The organism is Pseudoalteromonas mucoides, from assembly GCF_049257175.1.
Taxonomy (GTDB): Bacteria; Pseudomonadota; Gammaproteobacteria; order Enterobacterales; family Alteromonadaceae; genus Pseudoalteromonas.
Genome location: NZ_JBMMUC010000005.1, coordinates 207,830 through 231,799 on the forward strand (window position 1 = coordinate 207,830; position 23,970 = coordinate 231,799).

The 23,970-nt window shown below is 40.1% G+C and carries 23 protein-coding genes and 1 other RNA gene; 17 read left to right on the forward strand and 7 right to left on the reverse strand.

Annotation, left to right across the window (positions count from 1 at the left end; all coding sequences use genetic code 11):
- The first annotated feature begins 471 nt into the window (after positions 1-471).
- The 6 genes from AAEU30_RS07820 to cyoE all read left to right on the forward strand — a co-directional run bounded on the left by AAEU30_RS07820 (position 472) and on the right by cyoE (position 5,964).
- Positions 472-885: a hypothetical protein gene (locus tag AAEU30_RS07820; protein ID WP_421960036.1), complete on the forward strand. Its 414-nt coding sequence runs from the start codon at positions 472-474 to the stop codon at positions 883-885.
- Between the two features lie 253 nt (positions 886-1,138).
- Positions 1,139-2,062 (forward strand): ubiquinol oxidase subunit II, encoded by a 924-nt coding sequence (cyoA, locus tag AAEU30_RS07825; RefSeq protein ID WP_421960037.1) that lies wholly within the window; start codon positions 1,139-1,141, stop codon positions 2,060-2,062.
- Between the two features lie 2 nt (positions 2,063-2,064).
- Complete coding sequence (gene cyoB, locus AAEU30_RS07830) at positions 2,065-4,068, forward strand: cytochrome o ubiquinol oxidase subunit I (protein WP_421960038.1); 2,004 nt, start codon at positions 2,065-2,067, stop codon at positions 4,066-4,068.
- Entirely contained in the window at positions 4,065-4,685 is a 621-nt protein-coding gene (cyoC, locus tag AAEU30_RS07835) for a cytochrome o ubiquinol oxidase subunit III (RefSeq protein WP_421960039.1), read from the forward strand. The genes cyoB and cyoC overlap by 4 nt, the downstream gene beginning before the upstream one ends.
- The gene (cyoD, locus tag AAEU30_RS07840) at positions 4,685-5,044 is read left to right on the forward strand and encodes a cytochrome o ubiquinol oxidase subunit IV (protein ID WP_421960040.1); all 360 of its coding nucleotides are present in this window, start codon (positions 4,685-4,687) and stop codon (positions 5,042-5,044) included. The genes cyoC and cyoD overlap by 1 nt, the downstream gene beginning before the upstream one ends.
- A gap of 35 nt (positions 5,045-5,079) precedes the next feature.
- Positions 5,080-5,964 (forward strand): heme o synthase, encoded by an 885-nt coding sequence (gene cyoE, locus AAEU30_RS07845; RefSeq protein WP_421960041.1) that lies wholly within the window; start codon positions 5,080-5,082, stop codon positions 5,962-5,964.
- A gap of 69 nt (positions 5,965-6,033) precedes the next feature.
- On the opposite strand, the gene AAEU30_RS07850 is transcribed toward cyoE, so the two are convergent.
- The 5 genes from AAEU30_RS07850 to ettA form a co-directional block, all read right to left on the reverse strand.
- On the reverse strand, positions 6,034-6,705 hold the full coding sequence (locus tag AAEU30_RS07850; RefSeq protein WP_421960042.1) for a hypothetical protein: 672 nt from the start codon (positions 6,703-6,705) through the stop codon (positions 6,034-6,036).
- Positions 6,706-6,761: 56 nt separating this feature from the next.
- Positions 6,762-7,670 carry a histone deacetylase family protein gene (locus AAEU30_RS07855; RefSeq protein WP_421960043.1) on the reverse strand — a complete coding sequence of 303 codons (909 nt, stop codon included), beginning with the start codon at positions 7,668-7,670 and terminating at the stop codon, positions 6,762-6,764.
- A 53-nt stretch (positions 7,671-7,723) separates the two neighbouring features.
- The gene (locus tag AAEU30_RS07860; RefSeq protein ID WP_421960044.1) at positions 7,724-8,092 is read right to left on the reverse strand and encodes a PilZ domain-containing protein; all 369 of its coding nucleotides are present in this window, start codon (positions 8,090-8,092) and stop codon (positions 7,724-7,726) included.
- A 56-nt stretch (positions 8,093-8,148) separates the two neighbouring features.
- Positions 8,149-8,640, reverse strand: a complete 492-nt coding sequence (locus tag AAEU30_RS07865; RefSeq protein ID WP_421960045.1) for a TlpA disulfide reductase family protein — start codon at positions 8,638-8,640, stop codon at positions 8,149-8,151.
- Between the two features lie 116 nt (positions 8,641-8,756).
- A complete protein-coding gene (ettA, locus tag AAEU30_RS07870) occupies positions 8,757-10,430 on the reverse strand; it encodes an energy-dependent translational throttle protein EttA (RefSeq protein ID WP_087532894.1) in 1,674 nt (557 codons plus the stop codon).
- 212 nt (positions 10,431-10,642) lie between these two features.
- On the opposite strand from ettA, the gene AAEU30_RS07875 reads away from it, so the two are divergent.
- The 5 genes from AAEU30_RS07875 to AAEU30_RS07895 all read left to right on the forward strand — a co-directional run bounded on the left by AAEU30_RS07875 (position 10,643) and on the right by AAEU30_RS07895 (position 18,087).
- A complete protein-coding gene (locus tag AAEU30_RS07875; RefSeq protein ID WP_421960046.1) occupies positions 10,643-11,590 on the forward strand; it encodes a homoserine O-succinyltransferase in 948 nt (315 codons plus the stop codon).
- Positions 11,580-12,647, forward strand: a complete 1,068-nt coding sequence (locus tag AAEU30_RS07880) for a homocysteine S-methyltransferase family protein (RefSeq protein ID WP_421960047.1) — start codon at positions 11,580-11,582, stop codon at positions 12,645-12,647. The genes AAEU30_RS07875 and AAEU30_RS07880 overlap by 11 nt, the downstream gene beginning before the upstream one ends.
- Positions 12,648-12,656: 9 nt before the next feature.
- On the forward strand, positions 12,657-15,287 hold the full coding sequence (metH, locus tag AAEU30_RS07885; protein ID WP_421960048.1) for a methionine synthase: 2,631 nt from the start codon (positions 12,657-12,659) through the stop codon (positions 15,285-15,287).
- Between the two features lie 102 nt (positions 15,288-15,389).
- A complete protein-coding gene (locus AAEU30_RS07890; protein WP_421960050.1) occupies positions 15,390-16,259 on the forward strand; it encodes a transporter substrate-binding domain-containing protein in 870 nt (289 codons plus the stop codon).
- Positions 16,252-18,087 carry a tetratricopeptide repeat-containing diguanylate cyclase gene (locus AAEU30_RS07895; RefSeq protein ID WP_421960051.1) on the forward strand — a complete coding sequence of 612 codons (1,836 nt, stop codon included), beginning with the start codon at positions 16,252-16,254 and terminating at the stop codon, positions 18,085-18,087. Before AAEU30_RS07890 ends, AAEU30_RS07895 begins: the two co-directional genes overlap by 8 nt.
- Positions 18,088-18,333: 246 nt before the next feature.
- Here the strand turns inward: AAEU30_RS07895 and AAEU30_RS07900 are convergent, their stop codons facing one another.
- Positions 18,334-18,531, reverse strand: coding sequence for a CsbD family protein (locus AAEU30_RS07900; RefSeq protein WP_099296450.1), 198 nt, complete (start codon positions 18,529-18,531; stop codon positions 18,334-18,336).
- A 259-nt stretch (positions 18,532-18,790) separates the two neighbouring features.
- On the opposite strand from AAEU30_RS07900, the gene hrpB reads away from it, so the two are divergent.
- From hrpB to AAEU30_RS07930, 6 genes are all read left to right on the forward strand, one after another.
- Positions 18,791-21,217: an ATP-dependent helicase HrpB gene (gene hrpB, locus AAEU30_RS07905; RefSeq protein ID WP_421960085.1), complete on the forward strand. Its 2,427-nt coding sequence runs from the start codon at positions 18,791-18,793 to the stop codon at positions 21,215-21,217.
- A gap of 91 nt (positions 21,218-21,308) precedes the next feature.
- Positions 21,309-21,707, forward strand: coding sequence for a DUF4019 domain-containing protein (locus tag AAEU30_RS07910; RefSeq protein ID WP_421960052.1), 399 nt, complete (start codon positions 21,309-21,311; stop codon positions 21,705-21,707).
- Positions 21,708-21,740: 33 nt separating this feature from the next.
- The gene (locus tag AAEU30_RS07915; RefSeq protein WP_421960053.1) at positions 21,741-22,178 is read left to right on the forward strand and encodes an acyltransferase; all 438 of its coding nucleotides are present in this window, start codon (positions 21,741-21,743) and stop codon (positions 22,176-22,178) included.
- A 124-nt stretch (positions 22,179-22,302) separates the two neighbouring features.
- Positions 22,303-22,728: a nuclear transport factor 2 family protein gene (locus tag AAEU30_RS07920; RefSeq protein WP_421960086.1), complete on the forward strand. Its 426-nt coding sequence runs from the start codon at positions 22,303-22,305 to the stop codon at positions 22,726-22,728.
- A gap of 32 nt (positions 22,729-22,760) precedes the next feature.
- A complete protein-coding gene (locus AAEU30_RS07925) occupies positions 22,761-23,105 on the forward strand; it encodes a 5-carboxymethyl-2-hydroxymuconate Delta-isomerase (RefSeq protein WP_421960054.1) in 345 nt (114 codons plus the stop codon).
- Between the two features lie 26 nt (positions 23,106-23,131).
- Positions 23,132-23,623, forward strand: coding sequence for a GNAT family N-acetyltransferase (locus AAEU30_RS07930; protein WP_421960055.1), 492 nt, complete (start codon positions 23,132-23,134; stop codon positions 23,621-23,623).
- A 73-nt stretch (positions 23,624-23,696) separates the two neighbouring features.
- On the opposite strand, the gene ssrS is transcribed toward AAEU30_RS07930, so the two are convergent.
- A non-coding RNA gene (gene ssrS, locus AAEU30_RS07935) (6S RNA) lies at positions 23,697-23,880 on the reverse strand.
- Positions 23,881-23,970 lie beyond the last annotated feature (90 nt).

Consider the following 23,970-nt stretch of genomic DNA (forward strand, 5'->3'; position numbering starts at 1 on the left):
GAATTTAGAGTGTACAGATTGCACTTAAAACCGAATCTTTATAATTGTGTGTGAAGATGTTGTCAAAAAGACGACTCAAGTTAGGGATTAACTTGGCTTGAGTTGCTTTTTATTTTAACCGCCACGCAGTTAGATGAACGAAGTTTTCATCAATGAATTTAGAGTGTAAAGATTGCACTTAAAACCGAATCTTTATAATTGTGTGTGAAGATGTTGTCAAAGGCGGCTCAAGTTTTTAAAACTTGGGCTGTTTTTATATCTGCTGTATATATTCCTCCCCTAAATATTACTTACTACTAAATGCAATAACCTAAATATTTTTCTTATTATTTTTTCCTTGTAGCGTATGTTTATTTTGTTATACTTCTGAACGAATTTTCAGTACTTACTGAAAGTTTATTGATTTAGATCATCCATACATAATTAAAAATATAGTATGCGAACAACATTTTTTAGTAAGGCTTTATTCGTTTGAGTTTAAATACATGTCCGCCATCATGCACATTAACGACGTTAGGTCGTTGGCAATTGGCTGCGCGTGCAACACTCGCTGGACGAGAGTTCTTATCAGTATTTGTAATCTTACTGCTTAATTTATCTATGATTGCCAGCGGTGCAATTGAAGATGCTATAGAGTTTAAAAGCTTATTAACCGAAGGGGCTGTTTATGAGTCATCTTTAGTTAATGTGTTTAGTTTTTTAGCTTACCCTGTAATATCGTCTCAGTTACTTATTGGGTTATGTTGGTTACTATTTCATTATATTCCATCACGTCGTGCAGGTATTATTTTACGTAAAACGACCTTTTCATTTGTCCAGACACTAAAGTCTCAAATTACAAGCCATGCTCATGGCTGTCGCGCTCCCCCTCGCTTTAACGGTTGAATGCTATCTAATTTAGCTGAGTCAATAACAAGTTTTATTCTCAAAATAGATAGCAGCAGTGTGTCTGTTATTCAACCATCCCTAATTAACTCATTCAAGCTTTTGGTTTTGCTGTAAAGCTGTTTGAGAAATATAAAGTGTTGTTTATGTAAAAACTAAGCAACTCACATCAAATTATATAACCATTTTACGTCAAACTTTATTGCTTGAACGCATCGCAACGTATTTTGGCTGTAAGTTGTAGGGTAGTCATTTGTTAAATCGAAACCTATGTAATATTGCTCTAGGCACACTTTTGCTGGCACTGACCGGCTGTAAAGGTGGAGTGCTTGATCCCAAAGGGCAAATCGGAATAGATGAAAAAAATCTAATTATCATTGCCACTGTATTAATGCTCATAGTGGTAATTCCAGTAATAGTTATGACGTTGTACTTTGCGTGGAAATATCGTGATGGGCAAGATCATGAAGTATATGCTCCTAAATGGGCGCATTCTACAAAAATTGAAGCGGCGGTATGGGCTATTCCTATTGTGATAGTCATTATATTAGGCGTTATTACTTGGCAGTCCACTCAGGAGCTTGACCCATATAAACCGTTAGAAGGTAAAGGTGAGCACTTAACGGTAGAAGTGGTTTCGCTCAATTGGAAATGGTTGTTTATTTACCCAGATCAAGGCATCGCCTCTGTTAATGAACTCGTGTTTCCTGCCAATGTTCCTGTGGAATATAAAATAACTTCGCAAAGCACCATGAATTCTTTTTTCATTCCGCAACTGGGTAGCCAAATTTACTCTATGGCTGGTATGGAAACCAAACTGCATTTAATCGCTAATGAACCAGGCACGTTTAAAGGTTTTTCTGCTAACTATAGTGGCGCGGGTTTTACTGGCATGAAATTCAATGCCATTGCGACACCAACGCAAGCTGACTTCGATACTTGGGTAAACAAAGTTAAAAGCCAAAAAAATACACTTTATAAAGCGGATTACGATGCATTGGCACAACCTAGCGAAAATGATCCTGTTAGCTATTTTAGTGATGTTGAAGAGGGCTTGTTTCATACCATCGTTATGAAATATATGCAGGCGCATGGTGATATGAACAAGAAGCATAAAGCAATGCCTGAGCATAGCGTCCATGCAAATCACACAATGCACAGTGAGGGTGAGGAATAATTATGTCGTTACTTGGAAAATTAACATTAGATGCTATTCCGTTTCATGAACCCATCTTGATGGTGACAATGGCGGTAGTCGTGATTGCAGCAGCATTAATTGCTGCATTGGTTACAAAATATAAAAAATGGAGTGTGCTTTGGCACGATTGGATCACCTCGATTGATCATAAACGCTTAGGTGTAATGTATATCATTCTTGCGCTTATTATGCTGTTTCGTGGTTTTTCTGATGCCATTATGATGCGAGCACAGTTGGCGCTCGCGACAAGTGGTGCACCGGGTTATTTACCACCAGAACATTACGATCAAATATTTACAGCTCACGGCGTGATCATGATCATTTTTATGGCGATGCCATTTATGATTGGTTTAATGAATATTATTTTGCCCTTGCAAATTGGTGCGCGTGATGTGGCCTTTCCATTTTTAAATAACTTAAGTTTTTGGTTAACCGCAGGTGGAGCAATATTAATTAATATTTCTCTATTTTGTGGAGAGTTTGCAAGAACTGGTTGGGTGGCTTATCCGCCATTATCGGAGATGTCCTTTAGCCCGGGGGTCGGTGTCGATTATTATATTTGGGCATTACAAATATCGGGTATTGGCACGCTGCTAACAGCAGTAAATTTCTTAGTCACAGTATTTAAAATGCGCGCGCCAGGTATGCGTTTAATGCAAATGCCAATTTTTACTTGGACATGTACTTGGGCAAATATCTTAATCGCTGCGTCATTCCCAATATTAACGGCGGTGTTGACTATGCTAACACTGGATCGCTATTTAGATTTTCATTTTTTTACTAATGAAGCGGGCGGTAACGCCATGATGTATATCAACCTGTTCTGGGCTTGGGGTCACCCTGAGGTATATATATTGATTTTACCTGCTTTTGGTATTTTTTCCGAAGTCATCTCTACCTTTACTGGTAAGCGTTTATTTGGGTATAAATCCATGGTTTATGCCAGTGGTGCTATCTCAATCTTGGGATTCATCGTGTGGCTACATCACTTTTTCACGATGGGATCGAGCGCTAATGTAAATGCCTTCTTTGGGGTAATGACTATGGTGATTGCGGTGCCCACTGGTGTGAAGTTATTTAATTGGCTATTTACTATTTACCGTGGCCGATTACGGTTTACCGTGCCAGTACTATGGACGCTAGGTTTTATGGTCACCTTTACAGTAGGTGGTATGACAGGTGTATTACTTGCCATTCCTGGCGCTGACTATGTCTTACACAATAGTTTGTTTCTAATTGCACATTTCCATAACACGATTATAGGTGGGGCGGTATTTGGTTACTTAGCAGGTTTTGCTTTTTGGTTTCCTAAAGCTATGGGCTTTAAACTTCATGAAGGATGGGGTAGAGCGTCATTCTGGTGCTGGTTAGTCGGTTTCTTTGTTGCATTTATGCCTTTATATGTACTTGGCTTTTTAGGAATGACACGACGTTTAAATCACTCTGACAACCCTGATTGGAATATCTGGTTATATATCGCCTTTGTTGGAGCGGTGATCATTATGTTCGGCATCGTATTTCAAGTGGTGCAGCTGTTTGTTAGTTTTAAAAACCGCGAAGCATTAGAAGATACAACAGGCGACCCGTGGAATGGTCATACGCTTGAGTGGTCTACTTCATCACCACCACAGTACTATAACTTTGCAACAATCCCACATGTTCACGACATAGATACGTGGACAGACATGAAAGAGAAAGGCCAAGCGTATCAGCAAAAGTCGAGCTACGCGCCAATCCACATGCCAAAAAATACCTCTGCAGGGGTCATGATGAGTGCCTGTTTTACAACGTTTTGTTTTGCCATGATTTGGCATATTTGGTGGTTGGCAATTGTCGGTGTTCTTGCCGGAGCTGCGGTATTTTTTAAACGCTGTTATACCAGTGATGTTGATTACTATGTGCAGCCAGACGAAATTCTAGACATTGAAAATGCGCACAATAAAAGTGCAACTACGTTTAACCAAAGTAAGGAGTTCAGTGCATGAGTGTTATTCCTACAGATATGAATATCATTAGCAATGCAGCTCATACACATGAGCACCATGATGCAGGTGGCGATACGGTATTTGGTTTTTGGCTCTATCTAATGACGGACTGCTTATTATTTGCCTCATTTTTTGCCACTTATGCTGTTCTTTATATGAATACCGCTGGTGGTGTGTCAGGCAAAGACATTTTTGAATTGGATTTTGTAGCACTTGAAACCGCAGCATTACTTTTAAGTAGTATCACCTTTGGCTTTGCTATGATCTCTGCACATGCACAGAAAAAGGCTATCACTTTAATGTGGTTAGCGGTCACATTTGTTCTCGGTGCTGTATTTATTGGTATGGAAATTTATGAGTTTAATCATTTAATTTCTCATGGTAATGGCCCACAACAGAGTGCTTTTTTATCTGCGTTCTTCTCATTAGTTGGCTTACACGGCTTGCATGTAACGGCAGGTTTAATTTGGATGGCAACGATGATGATTGAAATATCACGGCGGGGTCTAAAGTCTGCCACCGTTACCCGTTTAAGTTGCCTCAGCTTGTTTTGGCATTTTCTAGATGTGGTATGGATTTGTGTTTTCACCGTTGTATATCTAATGGGGGTAATGTAATGAGCCATAGTGAATCTCATGCTTTAAACGAGCTACAAACACAAAGCGACAATGCAGCTACACATGGCAGCGTTAAAGATTATTTAATTGGCTTTGTCTTATCAATAATACTCACGATTATTCCATTTTGGGCGGTGCTTAGCGGTAGTTTATCAAAGCCAACCACCTTTGCATGTATCGTGATGATGGCAATTGTGCAAATTTGGGTGCATTTAAAATATTTTTTACACCTTAATTTTAAAACGGAAGACGGCAAAGCGAGTTCATTGTCATTTATTTTTAGTGCTTTGATCATCGTTATGGTGGTGGGTTTGTCGGTGTGGATCATCTATGAATCAAACGCCATGATGATGTACTAAGTCAACACCCAAAGTAACTAAGAGGAATTTAGCTGATGTTTCGTCGTTATTTAAAGGTCACTAAGCCTGGGATTATTATGGGGAATGTGATCTCCGTTGCTGGTGGTTTTTTACTTGCTTCGCAAGGGAGTATTGATGGCTGGTTAATGCTTACTACATTAGTAGGCTTATCTTTAGTCGTAGCTTCAGGCTGTGCGATTAATAATGTGATTGATCGTGATATTGATAGTCGTATGGCGCGTACAAAAACAAGAGTGACTGTAACAGGCGAAATGTCAGTTAAAGCAGCTTTACTGCATGCTACTGTGCTTGGTGTATTTGGTTTTGCTCTACTCGTGATTTTTACTAACTGGATTGCCGTTTTTTTTGCTGTATTTGGTTATGTGATTTATGTGGGGGTCTATAGCTTATACATGAAGCGTCGCTCAGTGTATGGCACATTTGTAGGGAGTTTATCTGGCGCTGTCCCACCTGTTGTGGGCTATTGCGCCGTAACGGCACAATTTGATGTTGGCGCATTAATTTTACTGGTGATGTTTAGCTTATGGCAAATGCCTCATTCTTATGCGATTGCTATTTTTCGCTTTAAAGATTACCAAGCTGCTGGCATTCCAGTGTTACCTGTGGCGCAAGGGATTGATAAAGCTAAACATCATATTGTGTTGTATATAGCGATATATGCGTTAGTGGTGATGCTCTTAACCATTGGCGGTTATACCGGCATGGCTTTTTTAGCGGTTGCTTGCACAACTAGTTTTTGGTGGCTATTAATGGCACTTAGAGGTTATCGACGCAATATTGATATTAGCGGTTGGGCACGCCAAGTGTTTGCTTTTTCAGTCCTTAATATTACTGCACTGAGCATTGCTATGGCGGTTGACTACCAAAGTGCACCATCTCAATTATTTGTACTTAATTAAAACCAATTTTATTCCAAAGTTAACAAAGGCTCTGAGTGATCGAGGAGCCTTTTTTCTACTCTTTATGTGTTAGTTTTCTGTCTTTAAATCTTCATTATCAAAATACAATGGCTTTAAGGTGCCGCAATTGATAAATTTATAGGTTAACTCGCTCTCTTTTGGTACAGGCTTAGAAGTGCGAAACTTCTGCAAGCATGCGTTGGCAAGATCAACAAAAATAAGGTGATTATAGCTTGGAGCCTTACTTATTTTATGAATATAAATGCGCTCATTTTCTTTTAAAGTTATTAAATCATATTCTTGCCATTGTGATGACTCTGCTAAATCATTCAGTTTGCGGGCATAGAGTAGTTCACTCATTTCAATGGTGCGATTTTCATATACTAAAGTGCCATCGCGGCGGTAATCACCGTTATACACATCAGCGGTTATTGTAATTTCTTCACCGCGCATTAAACGTTGAATGTTAAATGGCTTAGGCTTGATTGTTATTAGCTCAGCGCCTCTTACAACATTTAAAAAAGCAACGTCAGGGTTATCAATTTTATAAACTACCTGTACGTCATGAGGCTGTTTGTATGTGGGGAGATTAACGGCAAAAATACGCGATCCTTGATTCACCAGTGCCATTGCATGCTCTGCATTATAAGCTGGGTTTATAGGCGGTAACTCTTTTGCCTCTTCCTCGCAATACGCTACAGCTGTTAGTCCTAGCAGCAATATAAAAAATAAAAATCGCATAATAACCTCAATTAATTTATAGATTTAAAGTGTAGCTTAAATTTGTACTAACATGATTAGAAACGTGCTGCTTGCTCTACAACAATGGCATGGCGCTGAGCGAGACGCAAATGATCTCGGTCATAGCCGCCACCAATCACGGTTGCGACAGGTGTATTATGCTCAATACAGCGTTTTAAAACCAAGTTATCTCGTTTTTCAATGCCTTGCCAGGTTATGTCGAGTTTACCTAAACCGTCTTCTTGCCAGATATCAACACCGGCATCATAAAGTACTAAATCGGGGTTGAGCTGCTTAAGCAAAAATTGCAATGTGTCATCTACTACACCAAGGTATTCGTCGTCTTGCATGTTATTTGCCAGACCAATATCTAAATCGCTGGGGGATTTTCTAAATGGGAAGTTCTTTTCGCAGTGAATTGAGCAAGTATAGGCATAAGGCTGGTGTGTAAGCATTGCCGCGGTGCCATCACCTTGGTGTACGTCGAGATCAAAAATAAGCACGTTGGTCACTTCACGGTTTTGTATAAGGGTTTGTGCTGTAAAAGCAAGGTCGTTCACCATACAAAACCCTGAACCAAAGTCTGTATGTGCATGATGAGTGCCGCCAGCTAAGTGGCAGGCGAGGCCATTTTTAAGCGCAAGGCGTGCTGTTTCTAAAGTACCAAGTGGTGCAGTGAAAGTACGGGCTATAAGTGGCTCTGACCAAGGTAGGCCAATGCGTCTAAGGGCTTTTTCTTCGAGGTTATTATGCCATAAGTCGTCTAAATAATTTGCGCAGTGGACGAGTTCAAGATCATCTGGGTTACCGAGCCTTGGTTGAGTTAAATTGTTATTAACGAGCCCTAGCTGTTTTACGTGCTGATATAAATTAGCAAATTTACTCATCACAAAGCGGTGTTTAGGATCAAAGTTAAATGAGTAATTTGGATGATAAACCAGAGGCAAGTGTGGGTTTAAAGTCATAACAGCGCATTTTTAATAATTTACGCCATGGTAATCAAGTTACAGCAGATAGTCTATTTTTGTGGAGTGTGGATAAGCATTGCGAGTTCACGGTGTAATAGCGCGTCATCACCTAAATTAAGCTCTACCAAACGTTTTAAGTGGGTAATGCTGTCAATATCTATATGGGTACAATGCAAACCAAAATGTAAGGGCTCAATATGGCTAATCTCAACCGCCATAGCAATGCTTACTTGGCTATCAGGCAAGGTAAAGGCAAGTTCAGCCGATTGATGTTTGTCAGCTTTTAAGCCATTGGGGTGGCTAATCAATACACCATTGAGTGATACATCGAGTAATTCACAGCTAAAGCTTTGCTCGTTTATTAAAAGTGTTGCGGGAGTAGAAAACAACACGCGAGTATATTGACGACGATTAACCATAATTAACCATAATTAACCATAATTAACCTCAGTGATTATATTTATGTAAATTATAGTCACGATTTTACAAGTTTGGCGGCATTCGCTTTAAGTTTTTCGTTGTTAGGGTTTGATGTTGTGGTTAGCCACACAACTTGACCATGCATATTAATAAATAGCGTTGTAGGGGTGCCGCGAATTCCTAACCGTTGAGCGATTAAGTCAGCTTTTATTGCGGTTTTAAAATGATGACCACGACTGATGAGAGATTGCTGAGGATCTGCTCCCTCATCTTCACGAAAACTCACGCCTATAACTTGTAAGCCGTACTGTTGATATTGTTGGTGGATTTGATCGAGCGCTGGTTGTAGCTTTTTGCAGTATGGGCACCAGGTTGCCCAAAAGTGTAAAATATATGGCTTTCCTAAAAGATCTTTTGTGTTAAGTGAACTCCCGTCTGCCATTTTTAAGGTGAGCGCGGGTAGTTTAGGAAGCTGTTTTTGCTCAAGCTCAGCTGCGTAGCCAAATAAGCTTATGCTTAATAAAAAAAGTGCGAATAAGTATTTCATAGCGGTTAATTTTTAGTATGAAGATACTTAACTAGAAAGGGGGGCGGGTATATTTCTTTCAAAAAATAAAAAGCCCCGCATAAATGCAGGGCTATAAATATGGTTACTATAGAACTTTAACCAATTTTCTTGTATTTAATACGCTTGGGCTGCGCTGCAGCTGCACCGAGGGTTTTCTTTAACCATTCTTCGTATTCGGTGTAGTTACCATCGAAGAAGTTAATTTGGCCTTCATCACGGTAATCAAGAATGTGTGTAGCAATACGGTCTAAGAACCAACGGTCATGCGAGATACACATTACATTACCCGGGAACTCTAAAATTGCATTCTCAAGGGCACGTAATGTTTCCACGTCCAAGTCATTGGTTGGCTCATCCAGTAAGATAACATTGCCGCCAGCTTTTAATAACTTAGCTAAATGTAAACGGTTACGCTCACCACCAGATAGGTCTTTAACAAACTTTTGCTGGTCATTACCTTTAAAGTTAAAGCGGCCTACGTAAGCACGGCTTGGGAATTCAAAGTTACCAATTTTAAGCACATCTTGGCCATCAGCAATTTCTTGGAAAACCGTATTGCTGTCGTCCATGTTGCCACGGAACTGATCAACCGTTGCAAGCTCAACAGTTTCACCAATGGTGATATCGCCGCTATCTGGTTTTTCTTCACCACTTAGCATTTTAAATAGAGTTGATTTACCCGCACCATTGGCACCGATAATACCCACAATAGCGCCCTTAGGCATTGTGAAGTTTAAGTCATCAATGAGTACGCGGTCGCCAAAGCTCTTCTTCAAGTTTTTAACTTCAATTACTTGGTCGCCTAAACGCGGGCCAGGTGGAATAAATAGCTCGTTGGTTTCGTTACGTTTTTGGTAATCAGAGTGCTGTAACTCACTAAACTGTGCCATACGTGCTTTAGACTTAGCTTGACGGCCCTTCGGGTTTGAACGTACCCATTCAAGTTCTTGCGCAATTGACTTTTGACGGGCTTTTTCAGATTTCTGCTCTTGTTGCAAACGCGCGTCTTTTTGTTCAAGCCAAGAAGAGTAGTTACCTTCCCATGGGATACCTTCACCACGGTCAAGCTCTAGAATCCAACCCGCTACGTTATCTAGGAAGTAACGGTCATGGGTTACTGCCACAACGGTGCCTTCGTAATCATGTAAGAAGCGCTCAAGCCATGCAACAGATTCAGCATCTAAGTGGTTAGTAGGCTCATCAAGAATAAGCATATCTGGTTTTTCTAATAATAAACGACAAATCGCGATACGACGACGTTCACCACCAGATAAAACCTCAACTTTAGCATCCCAAGGCGGCAGGCGAAGTGCATCAGCAGCACGTTCTAATACATTATCAATGTTGTGGCCGTCATGGGCTTGAATGATCGCTTCAAGTTGACCTTGCTCTTTAGCTAGTGCGTCAAAATCAGCGTCTTCCATAGCGTATTCGTTATAAACTTCATCAAGACGACTTAATGCGTTTTTAACTTCACTGACCGCTTCTTCAACGGTTTCGCGCACGGTTTTGCTTTCATCGAGTACCGGCTCTTGCGGTAAGTAACCAATTTTAATACCCGGTTGAGGATGTGCTTCACCTTCAAACTCTTGATCAACGCCAGCCATAATACGTAGTAAGCTTGATTTACCCGAGCCGTTTAAGCCAAGTACACCAATTTTTGCGCCAGGGAAAAAATGCAATGAGATATCTTTTAAAATAGTGCGCTTAGGTGGCACTACTTTCGATACTCGACTCATCGAGAAAATAAACTTATCTGGTAAAACCATGGAAAAAGCCTTCGAATTATAAATAAAATTATGATGCTTATTGTAGAGTCTCATAGCCCAAACAGTCAACGAATCAGCAAAGTGAGCCCTGTGTTTTTAAGTAAATAGGCGATATACCAAATTCATTTAGACATCTATACATCTAGAGGTTGAAATTTACTGCTAACCGTTCATAATTAGCTATTGGTTAAAATGATGCTTGGAGTGAATGAATGCCTATTACAGTGAAAGATGAATTGCCTGCAATTGCAAAGCTACGTCAAGAAAATGTCTTTGTAATGCCAAAAACCCGTGCGAAAACGCAAGAAATTCGCCCGATGCGGCTGGCCATCTTAAACTTAATGCCGAATAAAGTAGAAACCGAAGTACAGTTTATTCGCTTATTGGCAAACTCACCACTGCAAGTAAATGTGGAGCTTTTACGCTTAGATACTCACCGTAGCAGCAGTAATTCTGAAGAGCATCTAGACACCTTTTACCGTTATTTCTCAGAAGTAAAAGACAACAACTACGATGCTATGTTAGTTACCGGCGCACCGCTTGCGCATTTAGAATACGACGAGGTCGCTTATTGGGATGAGCTCAAAGTGATACTCGATTGGGCTGAGCAACATGTAACATCAACTTTGTTTTCGTGTTGGGCGGCTCATGCTGGTTTATTTCATCACTACGGGTTAAAGCGCGAATTAAAACCGAAGAAGCTCAGTGGTGTATTTACTCATCATTGTTACTTTGAACATGCCGCGCTTACACGTGGTTTTGATGACACCTTTGTAGTGCCGCATTCTCGTTTTGGTCATATTGATATTGAAAAAATTAACGCCTGTGAAGATATAGTTGTATTGGCAGGTTCTAAGCGAGTAGGTGCTTACTTGCTTAAAAATAAATCAGGCAGTCAGGTGTATATTACAGGTCATCCCGAGTACGATGCTGACACATTAAAAGGTGAATACCAACGCGACCTTGCAAAAAAGCCTGACGCCGCTATGCCTGAAAATTACTTTCCTGATAACAACCCAGATAACGAGCCGTCGAAAACCTGGCAAAGCCATGCCTTTTTGTTATTTTCGAATTGGTTAAATTACTATGTGTATCAAACCACACCTTATGATATTAATCTCGTTAGCCAAGCAGTAAGGACTAACAACTATGCCGAGTAATACAGTGAATAAACATGCAGAACTAACCGAGGCGCTAAAACAGCGAATTTTAATCCTCGACGGCGCTATGGGCACCATGATCCAAGAGCATAAATTAGAAGAAGAAGACTACCGTGGTGAGCGCTTTAAAGACTGGCATGTATTAATTAAAGGCAATAACGACTTGCTAAGCCTGACTCAGCCTAAAATAATTGCTGATATTCATCGAGGCTTTTTAAATGCAGGTGCCGATATTATTGAAACAAACACCTTTAACTCGACCACTGTCTCAATGGAAGATTACGACATGGCGAGTATCAGTCGTGAGGTAAACTTAGAGTCGGCCAAGTTAGCACGCAGTATCTGTGATGAATTTACCGCTAAAAACCCTGAAAAGCCACGTTATGTGGCAGGTGTACTTGGGCCAACGTCAAAAACGTGCTCAATCTCGCCTGATGTAAATGACCCAGGTTATCGTAATATCACCTTTGATAAATTAGTCACGGCCTATGTTGAATCTACCCTTGCTTTAATGGAAGGCGGCGCTGATTTAATTTTGATTGAAACGATTTTTGATACCTTAAACGCCAAAGCGGCCTCGTTCGCTGTTGAAGAAGCATTTGAACAAGCAGGGCGTACATTACCAGTGATGATCTCAGGCACTATTACTGATGCATCAGGGCGTACGCTTTCAGGCCAAACTACCGAAGCGTTTTATAATTCAATTCGCCATATTAAGCCTATTTCTATCGGCTTAAACTGCGCACTTGGCCCTGATTTATTACGCCAATACGTTGAAGAGTTGTCTCGAGTTTGCGAAACTTTTGTATCTGTTCATCCTAACGCGGGTTTACCGAATGAGTTTGGTGAATACGACTTAGAAGCGCCTGAAATGGCTGTTGAGATCATTGATTGGGGCAAATCGGGTTTTATTAATATTGTTGGCGGTTGCTGTGGTACAACGCCTGCTCATATTAAAGCGTTTGCTAAAGGCCTTGAAGAGGTTAAACCTCGTGTATTACCTGAGCTTGAAGTGCGGATGCGCTTATCTGGCCTTGAAGCGTGTAACTTAAATTAGGAAACCGACATGACACAACAAATTGCAGTATTTACTAACGTCGGTGAGCGTACCAATGTAACCGGCTCAGCCATGTTCAAACGATTGATCATGGAAGAAGACTATGAAACCGCCCTTAATGTTGCCCGCGAACAAGTTGAAAATGGCGCACAGGTAATTGATATCAACATGGACGAAGCCATGCTGGACTCAAAAGCCGCGATGGTGAAGTTTTTAAACTTAATTGCCTCAGAGCCTGATATTTCTAAAGTACCTATCATGGTTGATTCCTCTAAATGGGAAGTGATCGAAGCGGGCTTAAAATGTATTCAAGGCAAGGCGATTGTTAACTCAATCTCATTAAAAGAAGGCGAAGAGCCGTTTAAACGCCAAGCTAAAATTATTAAACGCTTTGGCGCTGCAGCTGTTGTTATGGCATTTGATACCGATGGTCAAGCCGACACCGCAGATCGTAAGTTTGAAATATGTGAGCGCAGCTACCGTATTTTAGTTGATGAAATAGGCTTCCCACCGGAAGATATTATTTTCGACCCAAATATATTTGCTGTTGCGACAGGTATTGAAGAGCACGATAACTACGCTGTTGAATTTATTGAAGGCACTCGGCGTATCAAACAAAACCTACCGTACTGTAAGGTATCGGGTGGGGTGTCTAATGTATCATTTTCGTTCCGAGGTAATAACCCTGTTCGTGAAGCGATTCACTCGGTGTTTTTATACCATGCTATAAAAGCGGGCATGGATATGGGTATAGTCAACGCAGGGCAACTTGCCGTTTATGATGATATACCAGATGAGCTACGTAAAGCCGTTGAAGATGTTATTTTAAATACTGACTCTGGTGCCGGTGAGCGTTTAGTAGAACTTGCGCCTAAGTTCTCAGGTATGGCACAAGCTGAACGTGTTGAAGATTTAGAATGGCGTACTTGGCCTGTTGAAAAACGCCTTGAGCATGCGCTTGTAAAAGGTATTACAGAATACATCGACGAAGACACCGAAGAGTGCCGCGCGGCTGCCGATAAACCCATTCACGTTATTGAAGGGCCATTAATGGATGGCATGAACGTGGTAGGTGATTTATTTGGCGCAGGTAAAATGTTTTTACCGCAAGTAGTAAAATCAGCGCGAGTAATGAAGCGTGCTGTGGCGTACCTTGACCCATTCATTGAAGCTGAAAAAGAAGAAGGCGCTACCAATGGTAAAATAGTCATGGCAACGGTAAAAGGTGACGTACACGACATTGGTAAAAACATTGTGGGCGTTGTTCTGCAGTGTAATAACTACGAAGTAATTGATTTAGGTGTAATGGTACCGGCAGAAAAAATACTGCAAACAGCCATTGATGAAAAAGCCGATGTGATTGGGCTTTCTGGCCTTATTACGCCGTCACTTGATGAAATGGTACACGTTGCTAAAGAGATGACACGCCGTGGTTTTGAACTGCCGTTATTAATTGGTGGTGCGACAACATCCAAAGCGCATACAGCTGTAAAAATTGAGCCACAATATGACAAAGGTGTGGTATACGTAAATAACGCTAGCCGTGCCGTAGGCGTGGTTTCAAACTTGTTATCAAAAGAGCTAAAACCCGCCTTTTTAGAAAAAACCAAAGCTGAATATGTAAAAGTACGAGAGCAGCAAGCACGTAAAAAGCCGCGCTCAAAACCGGTGACTATTCAACGTGCTCGTGATAACGCAGCCCAACTTGATTGGGATAACTACACACCGCCGGTGCCAAAAAAGCTGGGTGTGACTGAGTTTAAAAATGTATCGATTGCGACATTACGTAAATACATCGACTGGACGCCTTATTTCATGACCTGGTCAATCGCGGGGAAATACCCGCGTATAATGACTGATGAAGTCGTTGGCGAGCAGGCTCAAAGCTTATTTAAAGACGCAAACGACATGCTCGACGAGCTTGAACAATCAGGCAGCTTGCAACCGCTTGGAGTCATTGGTTTATTCCCTGCTAACCGCGTAGGCGATGACATTGAAATCTACACCGACGAAAGCCGCTCTGAGGTTTTAACCACGTCGTGCCATTTACGTCAGCAAACCGAAAAAACCGACTTTGCAAACTACTGTTTAGCCGATTACATCGCGCCAAAAGGCACACCTGATTACTTCGGTGCGTTTGCGGTTACTGGTGGCCTTGAAGAAGACGACCTAGCGGATGCCTTTGACGCTAAACAAGATGACTATAATAAAATTATGGTCAAAGCGGTGGCCGATAGACTCGCTGAAGCATTTGCTGAGTACTTACATGAACAAGTTCGTAAAGAATATTGGGGCTTTGCACCCGATGAAAACTTATCAAACGATGAGCTTATTCGTGAAAACTACCAAGGCATTCGTCCAGCCCCAGGTTACCCAGCTTGCCCTGAGCACACCGAGAAAAAGAAAATCTGGCAGCTACTTGATACCGAAAAACGCATTGGTATGCAGCTCACTAGCTCTTATGCCATGTGGCCAGGCGCGGCGGTATCAGGTTGGTACTTCTCTCACCCAGAAGCGAAGTACTACGCAGTAGCGGCAGTGCAAAAGGATCAGGTGGAAGATTACGCCAAGCGTACCAATATGACTTTAGAAGAAGCCGAGCGTTGGTTATCGCCCAACTTGGGGTATGAGCCACAATAGAGCTAATTAACAGTTTTTAATCTATAATAAAAAGCTACTAGTACGATTCGTTTTGGTGGCTTTTTTGTTTTTAAGGTATCGTTTATGAGGTGTTTTCTATGTTTGTTACTCTTGTGTTCTAATGGGGTAAAAGCTGAATCAGCATTCGTAATTGATGTTGTAGATAGTGAAAATTTTGATGAGCGTTATCTCTCTTTTTTAAATGGGCGTGGGGTAATGGAAGTCGATAGTTTTTATCCTACAACTAACGGAACTCACCTAGAAATTATTGAAAGAATATTATTACAGCAAGCACTTTACTTAGGCGGAGAAACTCGACCTATAACATTTCGCTCTAAGCCCCAAGCGAGTGCGTCTGAATTTGATGCAATAATTGATGGTAAAAGTGTAATACTAGCAAGAACTGTTTGGCATGATGAATTACTTGATTTTAAAGGCTCACTTTATATTAGCGAACCAATAATCAATCTTGGAGAATATCAAGCGGGTTTATTTGTTTCAGTTAATAATAAAAAAGAAACAGAGACCGATAATTTAAAATTGAGTGACTTAACGGTTGTTGTGAATCCGCGGTGGCGAGTGGACTGGTTAGCATTAAGTAATTCACCGATCACAATGATAAGCCATATTGGTAAGTGGGAAGATATGCTTGCTATGGTTGATGCGCATATAGTAGACGCAATGATGATTAATTTTAGCGTGGGTGAAGGGCTTGAATTAAATTATAAAGGTGAACATTTTACTCCTATTAAAAATGTTAAAGTTGTCTTGCCAGATACACGCCATTTTATAGTCAGTAAAACTCACCCAGAAGGTAAAAAAGTAATTGCTGCATTGGAGAAAGGGTTGAAAATATTAAGACACCGAGGAGTAATTACTAAAGCTTTGAAGCAATCAGGCTTTATTAATGAAGCGACAAGTGATTGGCAAATAATTAACCAGCAAATGATAGCTCCTAAAATTAATGATTAACGTTTATTTATTCCTCATCATCGCAATGTCTTTCTTTAGTGGCTCTGTTTATTCACAAACTGAGCAAGAGTTAGAGGATGGCTCACAAGAAAAGCTGGAGTTTTATTATAAGAAACTCAAACAGGATATTGCAGCTGATGATAACTTCTCTATCATGCAATATTTACTGCAGTTAAGAGCTTTAGCTGTTTCACAGAAATCCAATGATATAGAAATTGAAACTTACTTATTAGAAGCTAAAATAAAACGTCGCTATGGATCTTACGAACAAGGTTTGAAGTTAAATTACCAAGCTTTATCTTTAGCGAAATCATATAATAATGAAATTTATATAGCTTGGGCTTATCTCCATCTGGCGAATTTAGAGCTAGAATTAGATAAATTTAGTTCCGCTTTAGAATACCTTCAAAACGCTATTGATTTCTATGAGAAAGAACAAAGTGACTACACTGCGCTTATGTATCTTTGGCAAAGTAAAATATATTTAGCTATGGGAAGCTATTATCAAGCATTAGAGTCGAGTGAAAATGCATTAAAGCTCGTTAATAGTAATGCTAAAATACATTTTGATGTTTCAGTTAATCATGCAACTATTTTATTAAAGTTAGGAAAAGACGTTGCAGCAGATACAGCATTGAAAAATGTAGATTCGTCTTATATTGATAGCGCTCCTGGGCAGATGAAACTTCAATATTACCTAGCGCTTGCAAATTTAAATCTGCAAAAAGGTAATTTTTTGCAGGCTACCAAAATAGCGGTAAAACAATTAAATCAACACCCTAATACCCGTTTTTTAGAAGAGCGGGCACAATTACAATATTTGGTTGCAATGGCCTATAGGCAACTAAAACAGTATAAACTTGCTTATGAATATCTAGCTCTTCATACCTTTAGCAAAAAAACATTTAATCTTCAGCGCCGAAATAATAAGTTATTGCAACTTGAAGCCCATTATAAATTTGATATTCAAAACCAAAAATTAAAAGTGCTGAGTAAAGATAATGCGTTAAAAGAGCAGCGTTTGTTACAGCAACAGCAGTTGTTTGAAAACCATAAACTAGAGCAACAAAAGTGGATTTTAGCTGCTGTTTTATTTTTTGGAGCAATGGGCTTTATCTATTGGCGTTGGCAGAATCAACGATACTTGGTGAAATTACAGAAACGAGTTGATGAACGAACGGCTGAGCTTGCTAAAAGTAATGAACGTCTAAAAGCATTAAGTTTCACAGATAGCCTTACCGGATTAAATAACAGGCATTACCTATACAATGCTATAAATAACGTGCTAGAAAAGCAATCTAATCTAGTTTTTGCTCTTATTGATATCGATCACTTTAAAAAAATTAATGATACCTATGGGCATAATGTGGGAGATCAGGTATTAGAACAGTTTTCGTCGATCTTAAAAAAGTATCGTACTAGCGAAGACTTGTTAATACGTTGGGGTGGTGAAGAGTTTTTATTTATTAGCTCAAATAAATACCATGATTCGGCGAAAATGTTTGAACAAATTAGACAAGAAGTGTCTGCACATCCATTTGTTTCATTATCCGGCGAAAAACTTACCATAACCTGCTCGATAGGGTTTGCAAATTATCCGTTTGTTAAAAATTCACCGCAAGGGTTTTCGTGGGAGCAAGTTGTTGAGCTAGCGGATGGTGGGTTGTATTTAGCTAAAGAAAATCAACGCAACGCTTGGGTTGGATTATCAGCCAATGAACACGTTTTAACGTGGGACAAAAACGTGATTAATAACTATCGAGAGTATATACAAAAGGGACATTTGATAGTGAAAACAAATATTAAAACTAATATTTCGATATTGTAATTTTTTATTTAATTTTTATATAAGTTTTCAGAACCGCGGTGGTAAGCACTGTTATACATTTAAAAATGGCTGTTACAGTTACGTATTGAAAGTAACTGTGATTGGCTGTGCATCTCATCCCTAGACTAGCTTGAGGTATATGATGATTAGTGGTTATTATTTGAAGACGTTGTGAGCACTAAATAAAAGTTATATGTAACAATAAAAAAACCGCCAAACGGCGGTTTTTTGCTAAGCGGTTATATATTAATGACTTTTTTCAAAGTCGTTAACTTCGCGCTCGGCTTCTTCTTTAGATTTACCGTATTTCTGTTGGATTTTACCAACCAGTTCAGTACGGCTACCTTCGATTTTGTCTAAGTCGTCATTGGTTAAGTCGCCCCATTTTTGTTGCGCTTTACCTTTAAGTTCTTTCCAATTACCTTCGATACGATCACTGTTCATAATTAGCTCCTTATAGTGGTTAATGAATTTACTTTCACTTTTAAAGGAGCAAGGCTTATACCAACCCTAAATAAAAATATTTAATCCATAATTATCAGTTTATTATGAATTCTTGTTACGGCTGAGTAGGTTTGGGAGTTATAAATATTTTAAAAAATATACCTCATTTTTGTAATTTTTTCTGACTTGTAATTCACAGTAGAAACCGTTTGCTGTAGTTTTTGCTACAATGGCGCAAAGTCATTTAGAGAAAATTGTCGTGCTGCCGGTTCAAGATATATATCAACAACTCACTGCAACATTAAAAGCTAATCCAATTACCTTACTGCAAGCACCTCCTGGTGCGGGTAAGTCAACGTGGTTGCCACTAAATTTAATGCGTGACGGTCACTTTAAACGCATTGTTATGCTTGAACCACGGCGTTTAGCTGCGCGCAATATTGCTCGTTACCTTGCAAGTTGCCAAAGCGAGTCGGTAGGGCAGAGTGTTGGTTTACGAGTGCGCGGCGAAAGTAAAGTGAGTGCTAATACCCGCCTTGAGATCGTGACCGAGGGCATGCTTACGCGCATGCTACAAAATGACCCAGAGCTAAGTGATGTTGATTTACTGATATTTGATGAGTTTCATGAGCGTTCAATAGCCGCCGATACTTCCTTGGCGTTCGCACTTGAAACACAAGCAACACTGCGTGACGATTTAACAATTTTACTTATGTCGGCAACACTTGATACGCAGCGGTATGTGGATTTTTTTGATTGCCCTGTTGTGCAATCGCAAGGACGAAGCTTCCCAATTGATGAAGTGTACACTCCAATAAAAGATGAAAGCCGCTGGCTTGAAGAAATTCCCAGCATAATTAAACAAGCACTCAATGAGCAAACCGGCAGCGCACTGGTGTTTTTACCAGGGCAACGTGAAATAGTGCGTGTGCAACAAGCGCTTAATGATTTACCGGCAGATTGTGAGGTGTTTACACTGTTTGGTGAGCAAGATAAAAATCAGCAACAAGCAGCCATAGCACCTGCAGATAAAGGGAAGCGTAAAGTCGTGCTAACCACTAATGTTGCTGAAACCAGCTTGACCATTGAAGGCATTCGCATTGTTGTTGATAGTGGCAAACGCCGTGCTGCCAGCTTTAATTTAAAAACTGGGGTAACAGAGCTCACCACACAAAGTATCTCTCGCTCATCTGCGGTGCAACGGGCAGGGCGTGCTGGGCGTATTGAGCCCGGCGTGGTTTACAGGTTGGGTTCAAAACAAACCTTTGAGCGACGTAATAGCCACGATAACCCAGAGATTCTAACCTCAGATATCAGTCAGCTCATGCTCGAGGCCAAACTGTGGGGCGCTGATATAAACGAGTTAACCTTGCTTGATAAGCCAACTGAGCAGCAATGCAGCCAAGCGCTAAGTTTACTGCAAATGTTAGAAGCGGTTGATAATAAGGGAAAGCTGAGTGCTTTAGGCAGTAAAATGCTGACGTTTGGTGCTGATATTCGCTTGGCACACATGTTATTAAAAGCGCAGCAGCTTGAAACACAAAATGCGGGGATTTATCGTTTAGCCATTTATTTGGTCGCCTTATTAGAAAGCCGCGTTAATTGCGCTGCTGAGCTTAATGTTGCTTTGCACAGTATGCAACAACGACCCCATCCCGTATTTAAACAGCAGCTTAAATATTGGCAAAACCGTTTAAAGGTGAGCGATGATAAAAGCGAACTAAAGAGTGAGTACCTCAGCGTGCTGGTGGCGCTGGCTTATCCTGATCGCATTGCAAAAAAAAGAGGAAATGGTTACTTACTCGCTAATGGCGCTGGCGCTGAACTAAATAGCGATTATTGGCACAACGATGAATATCTAGCAATAGCAACGATGGGCGGCCATAAAGGTGGGCGGATATTTGCAGCAACAGCGTTGAGCCCATTTGCGCTTGAGGAATATTTACCGCATTTATTTACTGAGCTAACTCGCTGTGAGTTTGACGAAAAAGCAGCACGTTTTATTCATCAAGATGAAGTTAAGCTCGGTGCTATAACCCTTAGCTGTCAACCAAGTAAGCAAAAGCTTGATAAAAATGAGCGTGCCAAAGCATGGCTAAGCTTATTTAAAAAGCAAGGTTTTGCATTGTTTAATGAGCAACCCGATGCCCAGCAGTTACTTATTCGCATGAGTTTGGCTTATAGACTGTTACCTGAGCAATTCCCACTTATAACAGAGCAGTCACTTATTGACCAAGCCGATACTTGGCTTGGCGTATACCTTCAAGATATTAAAACGCTTGAGCAGCTTAAAAAGTTTAACTACTTTGAAGCCCTGCAAAATTGCTTTGATTGGCAACAAAAAACGGCTTTGAAGTCACTATTACCACTGCGCTTAACTGTTCCAAGCGGTTCAAATATTCGTATTGCATATCAACTCGATGGCCCTGCAAAACTCAGTGTGCGGATGCAAGAAGTATATGGTATGACAAGCTCTCCGGTACTTGCTCAAGGTAAGCTCCCGTTACTGATGGAATTATTATCGCCGGGTAAACGTTCGTTGCAGTTGACCCAAGATTTAGCTCACTTTTGGGCAACCAGTTACCGCGAAGTGCAAAAAGAAATGAAAGGCCGATATCCCAAGCACTTCTGGCCAGAGAACCCTGCAACCAGTGTTGCCACCAATAAAGTAAAAAGTAGGATGTGAGTAGAGTTAGCAAGAGCAAAGTTCATAAATTATGCTTTTATAATTAACAGCTCTTTAGTAGGCTGGAGCTGCTAATTTTTAACAAGGAGTTATGATGAAAAAGCACTGTATTTTATTTTGTTTTATGGTTTTTGCTACATTTAACCTACAAGCCAGTGAAGAACAACCGGTCGCTAAACAGTGGTTAGCTGTTGTAGATAGTGGCGATTACTCATTGAGTTGGCAGCAAAGTGATGCATTCTTTAAAGAAAATGTAAGCCAAGATCTTTGGGTATCAAAATTAGCTGAAGTTCGAACACCGCTAGGTGATGTAAAGTCCCGTGAGCAAGTAAATCGCAAAACGTTTGACTCGTTGCCTCAGTTACCAAAAGGTGAGTATGTGTTACTGCAATTTAATACTGATTTTGTAAACAGGCCTGAGTCGACTGAAACAATTACTTTAAAAAAGTCAGCCGAGCAATGGCAAGTGATTGGCTATTTTATTCAATAGCTGACGTGCTACCTAATCAACCCAGGAGTCTATATGTCTAATCATATTACGCTAACTCAATATGTAAAAAAGCGTACTGGCGTACCTTTAGGTGCTAATGGCTCAATGAGTAACATGCTTAAACGTTCTTTTGGTGCGCCATCTTTTTATTTATTTTGGCGCTATTGGAACCCCATTTGGAGCTACTATTTGTCACGCTATGTGATGAAGCCTACATCATCATTTTTGCCTCATTGGTGTGCTGTGATCGTCACGTTTGCAATCAGTGGGGCATTACATGACTTAGCCGTAATGCTAATAAAGTGGAAACTATTGTTCTTCTTCACGCCTTGGTTTGGCTTGATGGGAGTGTTTGTGGTGTTAAGCCTCAAGCTAAGGTTATCGTTTTCGCACTTTCCAATGCTTGTTAGAGCCTTCATTAATTTTCTTTATATTGGCGGTAGTTTTTACCTCACTGAATTGATTTTATAAATACAGCATTAAAATATAAAGCTATACATTTCATTTGTTTGTTGTTTATATAGCGTAGGTAGTTTAAACAATGGAATACCTAATGAAAAAAATAACGGCTATATTTTCAGTGGTTTTAATGTGTATGTCACTCAGTGTTACGGCTGCCAATAAAGAACTCGAAACGCTCGCACAACAATATTTCTCAACGATGGTCGCTACGCAATCGCCAAACGCAACGCATAAAGAATTAGAAGCTTTTTTGGCGTTATTAAGTGATGATGTAGGTAACCAACATATTCCCTTCCAACCTGATGATACCCGCGCACCTGACGGTAAAGAAAATATGCGCAAAGGCATGACGTTTTATTTAGCTGCCCACACTGAGTATGAAGCCAAATTGCTCGACACATTTATTTTTAATAATTCAGGTTTTGCAATTCGTTATAGTCATCATGCTAAAGGCATTCATCCGCAAAACCAGCAGCCTATAGAATATAGCCAGACTATTATGGATGTTATTGAAGTCGAAGATGGAAAAATAGTGATGATACGTAAGTACCACCAGTAGCTTTATTTTAAACAACCAAAAAGGAGCTTTTAATGCCACACTTTGTTATTGATTGCGCTAGTTCTATTTTAGATGTTCATGATGAAATGACTATTAATAAAGCAATACACAAAGTTGCTCATAGTACAGGTTTATTTGTTGAAGGTGACATAAAAGTAAGAGTTAACCCCTTTGATAGTTACCTAGTCGGAAATAAGCAAGAGCCATTTATTCATGTCTTCACCCATATTATGCAAGGGCGAACTACAGAGCAAAAAGCGGCATTGTCCAAAGCCGTGGTTACCATGCTTAATGATAAGTTCCCAGAGGTTGCAAATATTGCCATGAACATAAATGACTTTGAAAAAGCAACCTATTGTAATAAAGCCCAGCTTTAAGTTTTTCACCCAATATAAAGAATACAATGTTACGTTTAAGAAATTTCAAACAAGAAGATAAAACTTTACTCGTCAACTACTTAAATAACCCCGATGTAAAACGGTTTTTATCCCCTAAAATACCATCCCCTTACACTATTAATGATGCCCGCTGGTGGGTTGAAGAGGGTAGTAAAGTAGGTATAACCCGTGCTATTGAGGTGGATGGCCAATTAGCTGGCTCTATTGGCGCTCTACCTGGACAGTTTGAATACGCTAAATCAGCAGAAATTGGTTATTGGCTAGCAAAAGAATTTTGGGGGAAAGGGATAGCCGTTAAGGCACTAAGCGCACTGTTTAATGAGGTGCAGCTAAATACTGATATAGTTAGGTTACATGCTGTTGTGTTTGCTGGGAATACGCAATCAATCAAGGTACTTGAAAAATCAGGCTTTGAGCATGAAGGTCTGCTTAAAAAAGCTATTTATAAACAAGGTACATTTTGTGATGCAGGTGTATACGGAAAAATTATAAATTAATGTAATGATTTTATAATTAAATAAAAAGCGTTAAAAATCCCGAATGTGATTATAACTAGCTAGAGTAAAGAAAGTGTTCCCCAAGTATGCGGTACTCGGTATTAGTCCTGAAACCATAAGGTCTCAGGGCGGGGATCTGCGGTTTACCGTAGGCTTCTCGGTACATGCCGAGCTTGCACAATAGTAGACGAACAGAAACCCTAACATAAAATTTATCGGCTCAGGGACTTAACCAAGCTCCAACAACCTAGGGAACGCCTTTAGTATATAAGACATAAACCAAACCTTACACCCCAAATTGAAAAAACTTCTATCGCTTGCTTGGTTTTTCGACGCTGGTAACTGGC

Excerpts from the sequence above, each read along its gene's own strand:
- ettA (WP_087532894.1), bottom strand. The coding sequence starts at position 10,430 with ATGGTTTTACCAGATAAGTTTATTTTCTCGATGAGTCGAGTATCGAAA.
- metH (WP_421960048.1), top strand. The coding sequence starts at position 12,657 with ATGACACAACAAATTGCAGTATTTACTAACGTCGGTGAGCGTACCAAT.
- cyoB (WP_421960038.1), top strand. The coding sequence starts at position 2,065 with ATGTCGTTACTTGGAAAATTAACATTAGATGCTATTCCGTTTCATGAA.
- cyoE (WP_421960041.1), top strand. The coding sequence starts at position 5,080 with ATGTTTCGTCGTTATTTAAAGGTCACTAAGCCTGGGATTATTATGGGG.
- AAEU30_RS07920 (WP_421960086.1), top strand. The coding sequence starts at position 22,303 with ATGTCACTCAGTGTTACGGCTGCCAATAAAGAACTCGAAACGCTCGCA.
- cyoC (WP_421960039.1), top strand. The coding sequence starts at position 4,065 with ATGAGTGTTATTCCTACAGATATGAATATCATTAGCAATGCAGCTCAT.
- AAEU30_RS07895 (WP_421960051.1), top strand. The coding sequence starts at position 16,252 with ATGATTAACGTTTATTTATTCCTCATCATCGCAATGTCTTTCTTTAGT.
- AAEU30_RS07855 (WP_421960043.1), bottom strand. The coding sequence starts at position 7,670 with ATGACTTTAAACCCACACTTGCCTCTGGTTTATCATCCAAATTACTCA.
- AAEU30_RS07925 (WP_421960054.1), top strand. The coding sequence starts at position 22,761 with ATGCCACACTTTGTTATTGATTGCGCTAGTTCTATTTTAGATGTTCAT.
- AAEU30_RS07880 (WP_421960047.1), top strand. The coding sequence starts at position 11,580 with ATGCCGAGTAATACAGTGAATAAACATGCAGAACTAACCGAGGCGCTA.
- AAEU30_RS07915 (WP_421960053.1), top strand. The coding sequence starts at position 21,741 with ATGTCTAATCATATTACGCTAACTCAATATGTAAAAAAGCGTACTGGC.
- cyoD (WP_421960040.1), top strand. The coding sequence starts at position 4,685 with ATGAGCCATAGTGAATCTCATGCTTTAAACGAGCTACAAACACAAAGC.
- AAEU30_RS07865 (WP_421960045.1), bottom strand. The coding sequence starts at position 8,640 with ATGAAATACTTATTCGCACTTTTTTTATTAAGCATAAGCTTATTTGGC.
- AAEU30_RS07875 (WP_421960046.1), top strand. The coding sequence starts at position 10,643 with ATGCCTATTACAGTGAAAGATGAATTGCCTGCAATTGCAAAGCTACGT.
- AAEU30_RS07860 (WP_421960044.1), bottom strand. The coding sequence starts at position 8,092 with ATGGTTAATCGTCGTCAATATACTCGCGTGTTGTTTTCTACTCCCGCA.
- AAEU30_RS07910 (WP_421960052.1), top strand. The coding sequence starts at position 21,309 with ATGATGAAAAAGCACTGTATTTTATTTTGTTTTATGGTTTTTGCTACA.
- AAEU30_RS07930 (WP_421960055.1), top strand. The coding sequence starts at position 23,132 with ATGTTACGTTTAAGAAATTTCAAACAAGAAGATAAAACTTTACTCGTC.
- AAEU30_RS07850 (WP_421960042.1), bottom strand. The coding sequence starts at position 6,705 with ATGCGATTTTTATTTTTTATATTGCTGCTAGGACTAACAGCTGTAGCG.
- AAEU30_RS07900 (WP_099296450.1), bottom strand. The coding sequence starts at position 18,531 with ATGAACAGTGATCGTATCGAAGGTAATTGGAAAGAACTTAAAGGTAAA.